Genomic DNA, 14,783 nt, shown 5'->3' on the forward strand with positions numbered 1-14,783 from the left:
GTCGACGGCACCTTGTCAGTAAGTCGTCCCGGAGCAGCCGGGCGGCAGATCAGGAGGTTCGACATGTCCAAGGCGCTGGTACCCGCTCGCCGATCCCGCAAGCGCACCGAGCGCGGTGCCGCCACCGCGGAGTATGCCGTGACGGTGGTCGCGGCCTGCGGGATCGGTGGCGTCCTCATCGCGCTGTTCAAGTCGCCGGCGATGCTGACGTTGCTCAAGGCAATCATCAACTACGCGCTCAAGGCCGCCGGTGTCGACGGCGTGCAACTCTGACGCACGGCAGTAGCCCTCCGGCCGCGGCGCCTCCCCTCGTCGCCGCGGCCGGCCCACCCAGCCTGGAAGGACCTGCCATGCGAACCCGAGACGAACGCGGATCCGTCACGGCCGAGGCCGCCTTCGTATTCCCTGTACTACTTGCTGTGCTGGCCCTCGGCCTCTGGCTGGTCGGCACGGTGATCACCAACGTCCGCTGCATCGACGCGGCCCGGGATACAGCCCGAGCCGTCGCACGCGGCGAGTCCATGGAGTCAGCTCGCCAGCTAGGCGAACGCGCAGCCCCACCAGGCGCCGCCATCACCATCACCCGGCAAGACCTCACCGTCCACGTCGAGGTCACTGCCACCCCATCCAAGCCACGCGGCCTCCTCGCCGCCTTCCCGCATCCGACCCCCCAAGCCACTGCCGTCATCCAAACCGAACCAGACCTCACCGAACCAGACCTCACAGCATCGGCTCGAGGCGATGGCTGACAGAACAGAGCGCGGCAGCGCCACCCTGCTGTCCCTCGGAATCGCAGCTGTCCTACTAGCCGCCTGTGCAATGGGAGTGCTGTGGGCCGCGGTATCGGTAGGCCACCATCGAGCCGATGCAGCCGCCGATCTCGCAGCCCTCAGCGCAGCCCAAGCCCAACAGTCCAACCCCTACACCGCCTGCGCGACCGCCGGCCGAATCGTCGATGCCCAAGGAGCCTCGCTGAAGTACTGCCAAGCCGAAGGAGACACAATCACCGTCGCTGTAGCGGTGAGGCTCCACCTAGGCGCATTCGGCACGCCGATGCTGACCGGCGAAGCCCGCGCCGGACCGATCGAAGGAGCAGACTGGCCGAGTGACCGAGGAGAAGACTGGCCGGCTGACGGATGACTCGACTGAGCTGCTGGTGGTGGACGCCGCGAACGTGGTCGGCTCCCGCCCCGACGGCTGGTGGCGCGACCGCCCCGGCGCGGCCCGCCGCCTCCTCACCAAACTCCAAACCCTCCCACCCCAACTCGAAACCCCGACCGAGATCGCCGTAGTACTGGAAGGAGCAGCCAAGGCAGCAGTCGAATCTGCCCTCGACCCAGCCTTCCCAGACCTCCGGATAGTTCTGGCCTCGGGCTCAGGCGACGACGCCATCGTCGATCTGGTGGCCGAAGCCGTTGCCCAGGACAACAACCGGCCGATCACGGTGGTAACCGCCGACCGTGGCCTCCGCGCCCGCCTGGACCTCCTAGGCGCCCGAACCACCGGCCCAAGCTGGCTCTGGTCCCAGCTGCCGTCCTAACCCATCCTGAACCACCAGCTGCGCTGGAGGAGTTGGGCTGCTGGGGGGGTTCATCGGTGAGCTTTCGGGCCGGGAGTCTCGGGCGCGGGAGCGGCGCGAGGGGCTTGTGGTCAGGCGCCGGCGCCGCCGTCTATGGGGATGATGGCGCCGGTTACTACGGAGGCGCGGTCGCTGAGGAGCCAGGCGGCTAGTTCGGCGATCTCGCGGGGGTCGGCCATCCGGCCGAGTGGGGTGCTGGCGTTGATTCGGTCGACGATTCCTGGGGTTGCCGCCTCCCAGGTGTCAATCATCTCCGTCGCGGTGCCGCCGGGGGTGATGCCGTTCACGCGGACGCCTTGCGGGGCCCAGGTCACGGCGGCTGTCTCGGTGATGCTGTTGAGGGCGCGCTTCATCGCGCCGTACGCGGGGAGGGCTGGGTTCGCGCGGCGGCTGCCGATGCTCGAGGTGTTGACGATCGCGCCGCCTCCGCCTCGTCGCATCAGGGCGTACTCCGCGTTCATCGCGGTCCAGTGCGCCCGGAAGTTCACCGCGAACTGCTCCTCGATGTCCTCATCGGTGGTCGTGTCGAGCGGACCGGGCTGGTGTTGGATCGCCGCGCCGTTGTTGAACGCGCCGTCGAGCCGCCCGTGCAGCTCGTCGACCCGGTCGATGGCAGCGCGAATGCTCGCCCGGTCGGCGAGGTCCACGGTGACGGCATCCGCAACACCGCCATCACCGCGGATCTCGGCGACGAGCTTCTCTAGTACGTCCGTACTGCGGGAAGCAAGCACGACGGCGGCCCCCTCCGCGGCGAACAAGCGCGCTGCAGCTGCCCCGATGCCGCGGCTCGCGCCAGTGATGAAAACGACCTTGCCGCTGAGGAGGCCGATGGATGTGCTGTTGATATTCGTGGTCATGCCACCAGCTTCAGGCGGTAGCCGATCCGGATACAGGCACAGGTTGTACCAGGATCCGCCGGCGCACAGCGGGCAGACTGGGGACATGGACAAGCAGGAGCTCGGAGCGTTCCTCCGGAGTCGCCGTGAGCGCCTCCGGCCGGAGGATGTGGGGCTGCCGTCGGGAGCGCGGCGCCGGACGCCGGGCCTTCGTCGCGAGGAGGTGGCGGTTCTCGCACACATCTCCACCGAGTACTACGTACGACTCGAGCAAGGTCGGGCACCGCGTCCGTCCGGCGAGGTGCTGGCTGGGATCGCGGGGGCGTTGCGACTTACGGAGGCGGAGTCCGATCACCTCCATGTGCTCGCCGGTACTGCGCCGAGTCGTACCGGACTGCATCGACGCGATGTCCGCCCGAGCATCCTCGCCCTCCTCGAACGGCTGCCGCAGACGGCCGGCTTCGTGACGTCCGCCCTGTTCGAGGTACTCGCTTGGAACGACCTCGCGGCGGCACTGATGGAGAACTTCGCCGAGCAGTCTCCTGAGGACCGCAATCTCGCCCGTCGAGCCTTCCTCACGCCGACCCGCGACGATGGCGTGATGCTCTATGGGGTCTCCGACGTCATGGAGTTCCGGCAGAACGTCGTGATGGAGCTGCGGTCCACCTTCGCCCGATACCCGTCCGACCCCGAGGTGATCGGGCTTGTCGAGGAGTTGCGCGCCGGCAGCTCCGAGTTCGCCCGCCTCTGGGAGCGGCACGACGTACAAGCCACCCAGATGCTCACGAAGACCTTCCACCACCCGGTCGTCGGCGCCATCACCGTCGACTGCGATTCGCTAGCCCTCACCGACCGCGACCAGCACCTGGTCCTCTACAGCGCCCCACCCGGCTCCCGAGACGCCGAAGCCCTAGCCCTCCTCAACGTCCTCGGCGCCGAAGCCACCAACTACCGGCGATAGCCCAGTACTCCGATCCCCGACTACCGAGGTCGCGGTACGGATCCTCGCGCGGCCGTGTCCGGGGGCCCGATGGCTGTGGGTCGGCGGGGTGGGTGCCACCGCAGTCGGGGCGATGGCAGGGCGAGCGCCGCCGCATGGCGGGGCGAGGGCTGGCCGCGTGGCGGCGCGAGCGGTGGCCGCATGGCGCGGCTCGATGGGCTGGCGTCGCGGCGGGCTTCAGTCGAGGAGCCAGCCGTTTTGTTCGGCTGTTTGGATGGCGTCGGCTCGGGTGCGGGCGCCGGTCTTGCCGATGGCGGACCAGAGGCGGGTGCGGACTACGCGTTCGGAGACCTGGAGGTTGCGGGCCATCAGGGCGATGGTGCCGCCTTCGCGCGCCGCTCGGAGGGTCTCGGTTTCGCCGTCGTTGAGGGGGCTGTCGGCGTAGCGGAGGGTTTCGGCGGCGAGGTTGGCGTCGACTACGCGCAGGCCGAGGTGGACTCGGCGTACGGCGTCGGCCAGCTGGGGAGCGGGGCTGCCTTTGAGGGCGAAGCCTTTGGCGCCGGCTTCCAGGCCGCGGCGGAGATGGCCGGGGCGGCCGTATGTGGTGAGGATGACGACGCGGCACTCCGGCATCGAGGTGCGCAGCCTGCTGGTCACGCTGAGGCTGTTGGCGCCGGGGCCGGCTGCGTCGAGCAGGGCGACGTTGGCGCGGTGCTGTTTCGCGGCGCCGACCACGTCGTCGGAGCGGCGGAGTTCGGCGACGACCTCCAGATCCTGTTCGCGTTCCAGACCGCTTCTGAGCACGCCTCGGCTGAGGATCTGGTCGTCGACCAGCAGCAGCCGGATGCGGTCTTGCAAACGAGCCTCCGGGGGACCGTCCGGGCGCCGGGGAAGTGCGTCCGGGAGGAGATGAGCAGGACTTCGGTTCCAGATCATGGAGCCCTGAAACTCAGCGCGTCCACATCAACGCGACATCTCTACCAGATTGCGACCAGATCGCGACCAGACAGAACCCACGCAACGCCGGGCCATCCGCGGACCCGCTGACCGGCGGCTGCCAGTGGTGAGGGGGAGGGCCGTGGTCCGGGGGCCAGAGGGTGCGGCGGGGCGGGGAAGCTGGGGGCGGCCGGGAGGGCCGAGGCGGTCGGCGCGTGGTGCGGGGGCGGCCAGTTGGTGTCGTGGGGAAGCGGCTGGGGACGGCTGGTGTGAGAGAGCCGCCAGCCGGCCGGCCGGCTAGCGGAGGCGGGAGGGAATCGGGGCGGCTGGTGGGGATGGCGGAGAGCGACGGCGCGGCGGCCAGCTGGTGCGGCGGGAGCCGGCGGCGGTCAGGTCGTGAGGGTGGGGCCGGCGTCGGCTGGCGGCGGTTAGGTGGTGAGGGAGAGGAAGCGGTTGGTGTGGGTGATGAGGGCGGTGCCGGGGTTGGCGGGGGCCGGTACGGACTCGAAGGACGAGCGGATGGCGTGCTGCGTACCGTCAGCGGTGAGCAGCAGCGTGTTGGGTGCGTCGACGACCACCAACTCTTTGCCGTTGCGGAGGACGACCGGCGCGTCGTACCCCGCCGAGACCGCAGTACGCCCAGCGGCGAGCCCCTCCAACACGGCGGGGACTAGCTCGTCTGGGCCTTCGGCGTTGGCGTCGATGGCTATCCAGGTGGTGGGGATGCCGGGCGTAGTGAGGGAGCTGGGGTTGTGGTAGTCGCTGCCGCCGATGGGGGTTGTGCCTTGGCCCCAGGCTTGCCACCAGGCGACGGGGCCGCCCCAGGTGTGGTCTAGCCAGGAGGAGTGCCAGATCTCGGCTAGCGGTGGGTGTTCCGGCAGCGGGTGGCGCCAGGAGCAGTCGCCGCCTAGGGGGTGGTTGATCGAGAGCAGGCCTCCGCGGCGGGCGACCTCGGTGACCCAGGTGGACGCCGGTTGGCGGAAGTCGATGACGCCGATGGCACCAAAGGCGTTGGCATGGCCGGTGTCGGTGGTCACCTCCTGCCCGGGGATCAGACCGATGCCGAACCTCCGGCCGAGTCCACCGAGTTCGGCGTGATGTGCCTCGGTGTTGTGGTCGGTGATCGCCATGACGTCCAGCCCAGCCGACACCCCGAGTGCGGCGAGGTTGGCGACGGGTGTTGAGCCGTCCGAGTGCAGGGAGTGCGCATGGAAGTCACCAGCCACCCACCGAAGCCCGTCGGCGGCAGGTATGACCCGGCGCGGCGGACGAGCCGGTACGCCGACAGCACCCGTCAACGCGACGTACTCGTCCAGTCCCGGGATCACCGAAACCGGCCCCGTCACAGCCTCGACCACCAGCTCGACACCCTCGACCGGGAGCCGATGCAGCCCGATCACCACGAACCAGGTGCCCTCCTCCAACTCACCGGCCACATAGCCAGGTGTGGCGGCTGTGGGAGTGATGGCAAAGGTCCGCCGCGCGCCACCGGACCACCCGCGCCAGCCGCCGGCACCTTCGCAACCGAGGTCGATCACCGCGCCCTCGACCTCGGGGACCGTCAGGGTGACCAGCAGTCCTGGGCAGCCCGCAGGGATGTCGACGGGCAGCGAGTGCCAGACGGATGCGGCCCGGTCGTCCAGCGTCCACCGCTGCCGGTACGTCGTGATCGCCATCAGCCGACCACAGCCGGTTGCCGGGCCAGCAGTTCGCCGGACTCACGGTTGTACAAGAGAACCCGCTGCGCAGGAGCAGTCAGTACTACGGGAGTCCCCGGCGCAGGCTCATCCTCCTCAGGCACCGTCACACCGATCAGCACGCCGTCGCACTCCACGCTGACCAGAGACATGGTGCCGAGGTTCTCAGTCACCACCACCGACCCGCGGATACACGGCCCGGACACATCGCCAGTAGACAAGGTGAGGTATTCCGGCCGAACCCCAACCGTCACCTCAGCCCCCACCGGCACCGCCGCCGTTGCTGCTGGCAACGAACCGCCGGCAATGGAAGCAACTGAATCGCCAACAACGCCAGGCAGCAGGTTCATCGGGGTTGAGCCGATGAAGTTGGCGACGAAGGTGTTGGCCGGGCGGGCGAAGACCTCGCGCGGCGTGCCGAGCTGCCGAAGCTTGCCGGACTGCATCACCGCGATCCGATCAGCCAGCGCCAACGCCTCCGCCTGGTCGTGCGTGACGAAGACCGTAGTGATCCCCAGATCCCGCTGCAGCTTCTTCAAGAACGTACGAGCCTCCAACCGCAACCGTGCATCCAAGTTGGACAGCGGCTCGTCGAGCAGCAACACCTTGCCCTCGGAGGCAATCGCCCGAGCCAGTGCAACCCGCTGCTGCTGGCCACCGGACAGTTGCCCAGGGCGCCGTTCGAGCAACCCTTGCAAAGACAGCTCGCCACCCGTCCGCTCAGCAACAGCCGAGCGAGTAGCCGCGGCGACCCGGCGTACCTTCAACGGATACGTGATGTTCTCCGAGACGGTCATGTGCGGGAAGAGCGCGTAGTCCTGGAAGACCATCGCGACCCCACGCTTACCCGGCTCGAGCCGGGTCACGTCGGCCGCGTCGATCCGGACCGTGCCCTCGGTCGCCGACTCCAGCCCGGCGATGGTCCGCAGCAACGTCGTCTTACCGCACCCGGACGGCCCGAGCAGCGCGAAGAACTCGCCGTCGGCAACGGTCAGGTCGAGTCCGTCGACAGCGCGCACGCCGTTCGGGTAGACGGTCGCCAGGCCTTCGATGTCGATACCGGCCATCAGCTCTTGATCCCTCCATGGAAGCGGAACCCGTAGCGCGAGTTCACCAGCAGATACAGCACGACGACCGGGATCGAGAACAGCAACGAGAACACCGGCAGGACCTGCAGATTGACGCTGCCACCCTCGTCGGTGAAGGTCTGCATCAGGACCGGCCCGGGTTGCAGCTCGATCGACCGGATCAGCAGGAAGGGCACCAGGAAGTTGCCCCACGAGTTGACGAACGCCCAGACCAGGATGGTCGCCAGCCCCGGCCGGGCAACGGGAAGTACGACGTCCCGCAGGATCTGCATCGGCGAAGCGCCGAACACCCGGGCCGACTCCTCGTACGACTTCGGCACCGCGTCGACGAAGTCCTTCAGGATGAAGATTGCCGCGGGCAACAACCCGCCGGTCATCACCAGCGCGACACCGAACCGCGAGTCGATCAGCCCGAGCTGGAACATCATCACGAAGATCGGCACCATCGCGGCGGTCCCGGTGACCACCGACGACAGCAGCAATAGCCCGTACAGCAAGGCGTCCCGCCCTGGGATGCGTACCCGCGACAGCGCATAGCTCGCCAGCGCCGCGAAGACAGTCACCGCCAAAGCCGTAGTACCGCAGATCAGCAGCGAGTTGACCATCGAGTGCAGCGCATAGGGATGCTCGAACGTCTTGCGAACGTTGTCGAGCGTCCAGTCCGGCCAGTGCACGCCCAGGCCCGGCGACGAGTCGAACGGCGCCGAGGCGATCCACAGCATCGGTACGGCGAAGAACAGCGTGATGACGCAGATCATCACGTAGAAGCCGATCCGCCGTACTACGTAAGCCGGGTTCACGAGCGCCTCCGCAACAGTCGCAGGTAGAGCAACGCGACGAGCAGGTTCGCGATCAGCAGCAGGAACGAGATCGCCGACGAGTAGCCGAGCTCACCGCCCTGCAGCGCGACGTTGTAGATGTAGACCGGCACGGTCTCCGACTCGTGGTTGGGGCCGCCGCGGGTGAGCAGGAACGGCGAGAAGTCGTTCGCGGTCCACAGCGAGATCAGCAGCGTGTTGGTCAGCACGTGCCCGCGGATGTGCGGGAACACGATGTCCCGCAGCGTCTGCCAGCCCGACGCCCCGACCATCCGTGCCGATTCGAGCTGCGACGGTGGTACCGCCTGCAGCGCGGACGAGTAGAGCATCATCGAGAAGGCCGTACCGCGCCAGGTGTTGAACAGCACCAGGCAGACCATCGGGTAGTCGATCAGCCAGGCGGTGCCCTGCGTCCCGAGGATGCTGTTCAGCGTCCCGGTGTCCCGGTCGAAGAACGCGATCCACAGGTACGCCACCACAGTCGACGGCAGGATCCAGGCCAACAGAACAAGGCCTTCCACGGTACGTCGAACAGCCGGGCGCGCGCGCCGCATCGTCCAGGCAAGCGCAAAGCCGAGGATGTTCTGCCCGATGGTCGCCGAACCGAGTACGAACAGCAGCGTCAGCCACAGTGCATTGTGGAACAGCGCGTCGTTGAGCGCCTTCGTGTAGTTCGACAGGCCGACGATCGATGGGGACACGGCCTCGACCCCGGTGAGCCGGTAGTTCGTGATGCCGATGTAGATCGTCCAGATCGCCGGGAAGACCAGGAAGGCCCCGATCAGCAACAGCGCCGGCGCCACGAAGCCGAGGGCCCGGCCGATGCCGAGTCCTGCGACGTCCTGGGCCGGACCGCGGACCCGTGCCGGGCGGCCCGGCACGGGTTCGGTGACGGAAGCCATCAGTTGCTGGTGACCTTGTCCTTGCTACCCGCGGCAGCCTCGACGGCCGTCTGGTAGCTCTTCGCCGCGGCATCGGTGGTCTTGCCGCCGACCACGTCCGCGGTCGCCTGCTGCAGCGCCGCCGAGACCTTCGGGTACTCCGCCATGCCCGGCCGGTACTGCGTCAGCGGGAGCACCTTGGTGGCGACGAAGGTCAGCATCGGGTCGCTGGCCAGGACCTCGGTGTTGACGTCCGTGCGCTGGGTGATCTTGGCGGCGCCGTCCAGGGAGGCCTTGACCATCTCGGCCGAGTTCATGAACTGCAGCAGCTCCCAGGCCTGCTGGGGGAACTTGGTGTTCGGGTTGATCGCGGTCGCGCCGCCACCGGACATCGAGACGAAGTCCTGGCCCTTGATCCCGCCGCCGGCCTTGCTGGCCGGGATCAGCGCGTAGCCGACCGCCGAGTCGCGGTCCGCCATCTTCGCGACGCCCTCCTTCGGCTCGACGACGCTGCGCCAGAAGTAGTCGCTCTCCAGCAGGATGCCGATCTTGTTCGCGGCGAACTCGGCGAACGACTTGTCCCGCCCCTTCGCCTCGCGCTGCAGGATCGGGTCGCCGAGGCCGCCGGCGTAGATCGACTTGTAGAAGTCGAGCACTTGGCGGAGCTGCGGGGTGTTGCCCAGCCACTTGCCGTCGGTGTTGATGGCTGCGCCGGTACCGACCAGCAGCGGCAGAACGCCCTGCATGGTGGTGGCCTCGCCCATCGCAGTACCGGCGTTGATCTGGATCGGCGTCACGCCGGCCAGCTTCTTCAGCGCCTGGCCGGCCGCGGTGATGTCGTCCCACGACTTGGGCTGCCAGTCGGCCGGCAGCCCGGCCTGCGCGAACAGCTTCTTGTTGAAGTACAGGACCCGCCCGTCGGTTCCACCCGGTACGCCGTACCGCTTGCCGTCGAAGCTGCCGAGCTGCTGGACCGAATCCGGGATCTGCTTCCAGCCGTCCCAGCCGTCGACCTTGGCGGCGTCCCCGACGGTGTCGGTGAGCGGCTTGATGTAGCCGGCCTGGGCGAACTCGCCGACCCAGATGCCGTCGATGCTGAACAGGTCCGGGCCGGCCTTGTTCGACAGGCTGAGCGCGAGCTTCTGCTTGTAGACCTCGTCGTCGGAGCCGTCGCCCTGGAACTTCACCGTGACGTCGACGCCCTTGGCCTTCTGCGCCTCGACGAACTTCGGGATCAGCACGTCCTCGGTGAACTCGGCGCCGGCGCTGCTCTTGCCGCCCTTGACCGAGTTTGAGCCGATCACCAGCTCGACCTTCTTGGCATCGGAGTTGCGGTTCGCGTCCTGGTCGCCGCTGCCGGAGTCCGACGAGCCGAGGCAGCCGGTGAGGAGTACGGAGGCCGCCGTTCCCAGAACGGCCAGCCGGAACAAGCGCGGGATACGTCGCATCAGGGGGCTCCTTGCGTGGTCAGTGCAGCCAGTGCCGGTTCACCTTGGCACTCGGCGGGAACTTTGTGAAGACTTTTAAACGGCGAAGGAGGAAACGTTGTTAATTTCCAACGTCAAGTGGTTGCCCTCGGCTACGGCGGGCAGGCGGCCCGGGGCCGTCAAATCGGATCCGAGCGGCGCGCATTGCGGAAGAGTTAAAGCTCCCTCGCGGTTGTATGACAAAGAGTAGGTGTCTAGATACAGAACGTGATGGCGCGAGGTAGCGTCAGTGCCGATCGGATCATCGGAGCGGAGGTGAAGAACATGCTGCTCGGACTTCTCGAGGACCTTCTTGGTGGTTGCCACTGGCACCACTGGCACCACCACTGCTGGTGGTGATCGGCCGACCGGGCCGCTCCGCTGACGCGCAAGCAGCGGATCGCCCAGCACTGCGAACACTGAGGATCTGACCACCGCGGTTCATGAACCGAAAGGAAGGGGCCGGTCCCGAGAAATCTCGGGACCGGCCCTCCTCTGTGTGGCTGAGGATCCTCCTCGTTACCTCTGGGCCAGCTGCATCATCTGCTTGGGCAGAGTCGTCATCTGGGCCGGTACCGGGGTCTTCGCCTGTAGCAGGCTGAACAGGCTCGACGCGGCGTTCGCGATCGGCAGCGGCAGGGCCAGGCCCAGCGATGCCAGTAGTGCGTTCACGAGTGCCAGAACCGCGCCGAGGATGTCCAGACCAGGCAGCGGCAGTGCGCTCCAGCCCTGGTACTTGGCCCCGCTGGCCGACTGGATACCGGTCGGCTGGGCCTGCTTCTTCACGCCATGGCCGAGCAGTGAGCTGAGCGCCATCCCGTTCGCCGCGTTGACGAAGGAGCCGGACGACTCGTCGTAGTTCCACTTCTGGCCGGCACCGTCGCGGCAGGGCAGCACCAGGACCGGTGCGCCCTTCGGCGTGGTGACCAGGTCCGCACCGGTGTCCAGGCAGGCTCCCGTCGTCGCAAGGGCGCCACCGACGCTCTTGCTCATCGCGACCTGCAGCTGGCCCTTGTCGGTGAGCACCCATTCCTGGGTCTTGCCCTCCTTGCCGGGAGCGCAGGCCATCATCACCGCCATCGGGACCTTGTTCGACGTGACGAAGGTGAGGCAGTACCGGGTGTCCGCCCGGTTCGCGATCTGCTTCACCACGCCGACCTCGACGCCGGGTGGGCTGGCCGGGGCCGGAGCCGCCGCCTGGGCGGGGATCGCGGTGGCCAGGGCGACGCTGACGGCGAGGACTGCCACGCCGGTGCGACTCAACATTCTACGGATGATCAAGACAACCTCCAGAGGTCGTGCTATCTCGCGGCGTCAGGTCGTCGGGACCCCGAGGCGTGAGCGGCCGAACCTGGTTCCGGGAACCGCGATGGCCCCAATTGCGCTTGGGGTGAGTTGCGGTCGATCCCCCGATGAGGAGGCGGTGTGGCCCGGAAGGCCGGCGGTGACTCAGCGCGACGTTGACGCCACGACCAGTAGTGCACAGGACCATCGGGGGTGGCTATCGAGATCGGCGGGAACTTGATGCCAATGGCAACTAACTGCCACGCCTGAATTGTTGCGCAAGGCATCGATATACGGCTGGGTGATCGCCGTGCCGCGGCTGAGCAGCGGCTGTGCCTGGACTGAGATATTACAACGATTCCGCTTCTGGGGCACGTTCCCTGGCTGAGCCGCTTTCACCTTCTGGAAAAGGTGAAAGCGGCTCAGCTGAGGTCTAGTTCAGCTGCTTCGAATCGGTGCCATCGGCAACTACATGCTTCTCGCCGGCCAGCTCGACGGTCCGGGTGTGCTCGTCGTCGGCGGGGTCAGTCGAGTCGGTCAAGTCAGCCGGGTCGGCCGCGTGCCGGCCTACCGGGGTGACTGGTTCGTCCTCGACCGGGGCGGAGGTTGACGAGTCAGGCTCGACGGCGGCCACCTTCTGGCGCAGCTGGCGCACCTCGCGGTGCCGGCGGTAACCACGACCAAGTCCCTTCTTGGTCAGCCACAGTCCGAGAGTGATGGCGATGCCGGCGGCGGCACCGAGGAAGAACAAGGTGGGGACGGAGAGTCCGAAGTCGACGCCGAACACCGACATGGTGGTCGAGCCGCCGGACGAGACGGAGACGCCCAGGCCGAAGAGGACGGCAAGGACGATCAGGACGATTCCGAGAGCCAGCATGATCGCTGCCTTTCTTCCAGCAGCCTGGTGCTGGAGGTTTCAGGCCTCACTGCGAAGAAGTGCGGTAAGCAGCGCCACGGCGCCGCCTTTGTCGAGCGGGTTGTTCCCGTTCCCACATTTGGGTGACTGTACGCACGACGGGCAGCCGTCCACACACTCACAGTGTGCTATCGCCTCCCGTGTCGCGGTCAACCACTCGCGCGCCGCGGCATACCCGTGTTCTGCGAAACCGGCTCCGCCTGGATGCCCGTCGTACACGAAGACGGTGAGCCGGCCGGTGTCGGCGTGCTTGGCGGTCGAGACGCCGCCGATGTCCCACCGGTCGCAGGTGGCGAACAGCGGCAGCAGTCCGATCGACGCATGCTCGGCCGCATGAGCAGCCCCCGGTACGTCGCTCAGCCCGAGCTCCTCGACGAGCTGATCGGGCATGGTCCACCACACCGCCTTGGTGCGCAGCGTCCGCTCGGGCAGATCCAGCGGCTGCTCGTCGAGCACGTCACCGGTGACGAGCTGCTTGCGTTGGAACGAGATCACCTGATTGGTCACCTGGACCCAACCGCGAGACAACTCGGCTGCACCCCATTGCCGCGTCTCCTCCGTGGCCAAGATGCTGATCTCGGTGACATCGCGGGCGAAGGTCGTGTAGTCCGGCGACGCCGCTTCGACGATCGCCGCGTGGTTCTCCAGATCCAGCGTTTGAACCAGGTACGACTCGCCCGCGTGTACGTAGACCGCGCCGGCGTGGACGCTGGCATGCGCCGAGCCGCCGTCGACCGTACCGAGCAGCCGCCCGGTCTGGTCCTCCACGATCTGCACCGTCTTGCCGCCGGCCGACCGGATGTCGATCGCGTCGACCGCCCGGTCGCGCCGGGTCCAGAACCAGCCGTGCGGCCGCTCCCGGAGCAGGCCTTGTTTGACCAGTTGCTTGATGACGCTCTCAGTGGTGGCGCCAAAGATCTCGTAGTCGTCCGGAGTCAGTGGCACTTCCTGTGCGGCGGCACAGAGCTGCGGGCCGAGCACGTACGGGTTCTCGGGGTTGAAGACAGTCGCCTCGACCGGCCTGCCGAAGATGGCAGCCGGGTGCCGGACCAAGTAGGTGTCCAGCGGGTCGTCCCTAGCGACCAGGAGCGCCAGGGCATCGCCACCCGATCGCCCTGCGCGTCCAGCCTGCTGCCAGAGGGATGCGCGCGTCCCGGGCCAGCCGGACAGTAGTACTGCATCCAGACCGGCTATATCTATGCCGAGCTCCAACGCGTTGGTCGCGGCCACTCCGGTCAGCTCGCCGCTCTGCAGCATGCTCTCGAGGCGCCGTCGCTCCTCGGGCAGATAGCCGGCCCGGTACGCCGAGACCTGCTCGCTCAACGCCGGGTCGATCTCCGCGAGGTTCTCCCGGGCGGTCATCGCGACGGACTCGGCTCCTCGGCGCGACCTGACGAACGCGACTGTCCTGACGCCTGACACGACGAGGTCGGTCAGTAGGTCGGCAACCTCGGCCGGGGCGGACCGGCGTACCGGGGCTCCGTTCTCGCCGCGGAGGGAGGTGAGGGGCGGCTCCCAGAGACCGAACGAGATGCCGCCTCGAGGGGAGCCGTCCTGCACGACCTCCACCATCGGCAGGCCGGTCAGCCGCTCCCCGGAGACAGCGGGCTCCGCCACGGTCGCTGAAGCGCAGACGAAGATCGGGTGCGCCCCGTACTGTGCGCAGACCCGCCGCAGTCGTCGGAGGACGCCAGCGACATGTGCGCCGAACACGCCCCGGTAGTGATGGCACTCGTCCACCACCACGTACTGCAGGGATCCGAGGAACCGTGCCCAGCGCTGGTGGTTCGGCAGGACGGACCTGTGCAGCATGTCCGGATTGCTCAGTACATAGGTGGCATGGTCGCGAGCCCAGTCCCGCTCGGTCCGCTCCGAGTCGCCGTCGAGAGTCGTCGGCCGCAACCCCGGCACTGTGTACGCCGAGACCGCCCGCAACTGGTCATGGGCCAAGGCCTTGGTGGGGGACAAGTACAGAACAGACGCCGTCCGCCGATGTGGTGACGCCGCGTGCGCGATGCTCAAAGTGGCGAACGCAGGCAACAAGTAGCCGAGCGACTTGCCGGACGCGGTACCGGTCGCGACCACCACATGCTTGCCGCTGTACGCCGCTTCGGCCGTCGCGACCTGATGGCTCCACGGCTTCGTGATGCCGGCATCGGCCAGCTGGCTGAGGACTTCGGGTGGGGACCAGCGCGGCCATTCACTCGTTTGACCTAGTCGTGGTGGCACTGATTCCACGTGCGTCAGCCGCTCGGCGCGGCCAGGTCCCGCGGCGAGCCGCTTGAGAATCTCGGCGGCCTCACTCACGCTGCGAACCTTAGTCAGGACCACGGACAGGATGC

Annotated in this window: 15 protein-coding genes; 5 read left to right on the plus strand and 10 right to left on the minus strand. The window is 67.7% G+C overall.

What is annotated here, in order from left to right; all coding sequences use genetic code 11:
* Positions 1-63 precede the first annotated feature (63 nt).
* The 4 genes from OHA70_RS14805 to OHA70_RS14820 all read left to right on the plus strand — a co-directional run bounded on the left by OHA70_RS14805 (position 64) and on the right by OHA70_RS14820 (position 1,540).
* A complete protein-coding gene (locus OHA70_RS14805) occupies positions 64-273 on the plus strand; it encodes a DUF4244 domain-containing protein (RefSeq protein WP_328332765.1) in 210 nt (69 codons plus the stop codon).
* 77 nt (positions 274-350) lie between these two features.
* Positions 351-749: a TadE family type IV pilus minor pilin gene (locus OHA70_RS14810; protein WP_328332767.1), complete on the plus strand. Its 399-nt coding sequence runs from the start codon at positions 351-353 to the stop codon at positions 747-749.
* Positions 742-1,140: an Rv3654c family TadE-like protein gene (locus OHA70_RS14815; protein ID WP_328332769.1), complete on the plus strand. Its 399-nt coding sequence runs from the start codon at positions 742-744 to the stop codon at positions 1,138-1,140. The genes OHA70_RS14810 and OHA70_RS14815 overlap by 8 nt, the downstream gene beginning before the upstream one ends.
* On the plus strand, positions 1,106-1,540 hold the full coding sequence (locus OHA70_RS14820) for a hypothetical protein (RefSeq protein ID WP_328332771.1): 435 nt from the start codon (positions 1,106-1,108) through the stop codon (positions 1,538-1,540). The genes OHA70_RS14815 and OHA70_RS14820 overlap by 35 nt, the downstream gene beginning before the upstream one ends.
* A 110-nt stretch (positions 1,541-1,650) precedes the next feature.
* Here OHA70_RS14820 and OHA70_RS14825 read toward each other — a convergent pair whose 3' ends face one another.
* The gene (locus tag OHA70_RS14825; RefSeq protein WP_328332773.1) at positions 1,651-2,436 is read right to left on the minus strand and encodes an SDR family NAD(P)-dependent oxidoreductase; all 786 of its coding nucleotides are present in this window, start codon (positions 2,434-2,436) and stop codon (positions 1,651-1,653) included.
* A gap of 85 nt (positions 2,437-2,521) precedes the next feature.
* Between OHA70_RS14825 and OHA70_RS14830 the strand changes: the two genes are divergently transcribed.
* Positions 2,522-3,376 carry a helix-turn-helix transcriptional regulator gene (locus tag OHA70_RS14830; RefSeq protein WP_328332775.1) on the plus strand — a complete coding sequence of 285 codons (855 nt, stop codon included), beginning with the start codon at positions 2,522-2,524 and terminating at the stop codon, positions 3,374-3,376.
* Positions 3,377-3,592: 216 nt separating this feature from the next.
* Here OHA70_RS14830 and OHA70_RS14835 read toward each other — a convergent pair whose 3' ends face one another.
* The 9 genes from OHA70_RS14835 to OHA70_RS14875 all read right to left on the minus strand — a co-directional run bounded on the left by OHA70_RS14835 (position 3,593) and on the right by OHA70_RS14875 (position 14,748).
* Positions 3,593-4,213 carry a response regulator transcription factor gene (locus tag OHA70_RS14835; RefSeq protein WP_328332779.1) on the minus strand — a complete coding sequence of 207 codons (621 nt, stop codon included), beginning with the start codon at positions 4,211-4,213 and terminating at the stop codon, positions 3,593-3,595.
* Positions 4,214-4,719: 506 nt separating this feature from the next.
* A complete protein-coding gene (locus OHA70_RS14840; protein WP_328332781.1) occupies positions 4,720-5,967 on the minus strand; it encodes a CehA/McbA family metallohydrolase in 1,248 nt (415 codons plus the stop codon).
* Positions 5,967-7,055 carry an ABC transporter ATP-binding protein gene (locus tag OHA70_RS14845; RefSeq protein WP_328332783.1) on the minus strand — a complete coding sequence of 363 codons (1,089 nt, stop codon included), beginning with the start codon at positions 7,053-7,055 and terminating at the stop codon, positions 5,967-5,969. Before OHA70_RS14845 ends, OHA70_RS14840 begins: the two co-directional genes overlap by 1 nt.
* On the minus strand, positions 7,055-7,876 hold the full coding sequence (locus tag OHA70_RS14850; RefSeq protein WP_328332785.1) for a carbohydrate ABC transporter permease: 822 nt from the start codon (positions 7,874-7,876) through the stop codon (positions 7,055-7,057). Before OHA70_RS14850 ends, OHA70_RS14845 begins: the two co-directional genes overlap by 1 nt.
* Positions 7,873-8,796: a carbohydrate ABC transporter permease gene (locus tag OHA70_RS14855; protein WP_328332787.1), complete on the minus strand. Its 924-nt coding sequence runs from the start codon at positions 8,794-8,796 to the stop codon at positions 7,873-7,875. Before OHA70_RS14855 ends, OHA70_RS14850 begins: the two co-directional genes overlap by 4 nt.
* Positions 8,796-10,223, minus strand: a complete 1,428-nt coding sequence (locus tag OHA70_RS14860; protein ID WP_328332789.1) for an extracellular solute-binding protein — start codon at positions 10,221-10,223, stop codon at positions 8,796-8,798. Before OHA70_RS14860 ends, OHA70_RS14855 begins: the two co-directional genes overlap by 1 nt.
* Before the next feature lie 537 nt (positions 10,224-10,760).
* A complete protein-coding gene (locus OHA70_RS14865; protein ID WP_328332791.1) occupies positions 10,761-11,507 on the minus strand; it encodes a ricin-type beta-trefoil lectin domain protein in 747 nt (248 codons plus the stop codon).
* A gap of 451 nt (positions 11,508-11,958) precedes the next feature.
* Positions 11,959-12,402: a hypothetical protein gene (locus tag OHA70_RS14870; protein ID WP_328332793.1), complete on the minus strand. Its 444-nt coding sequence runs from the start codon at positions 12,400-12,402 to the stop codon at positions 11,959-11,961.
* 39 nt (positions 12,403-12,441) lie between these two features.
* The gene (locus tag OHA70_RS14875) at positions 12,442-14,748 is read right to left on the minus strand and encodes a DEAD/DEAH box helicase (RefSeq protein ID WP_328332795.1); all 2,307 of its coding nucleotides are present in this window, start codon (positions 14,746-14,748) and stop codon (positions 12,442-12,444) included.
* Between the last annotated feature and the right edge of the window lie 35 nt (positions 14,749-14,783).

Source organism: Kribbella sp. NBC_00382 (assembly GCF_036067295.1).
In the GTDB taxonomy this organism is placed as follows: Bacteria; Actinomycetota; Actinomycetes; order Propionibacteriales; family Kribbellaceae; genus Kribbella.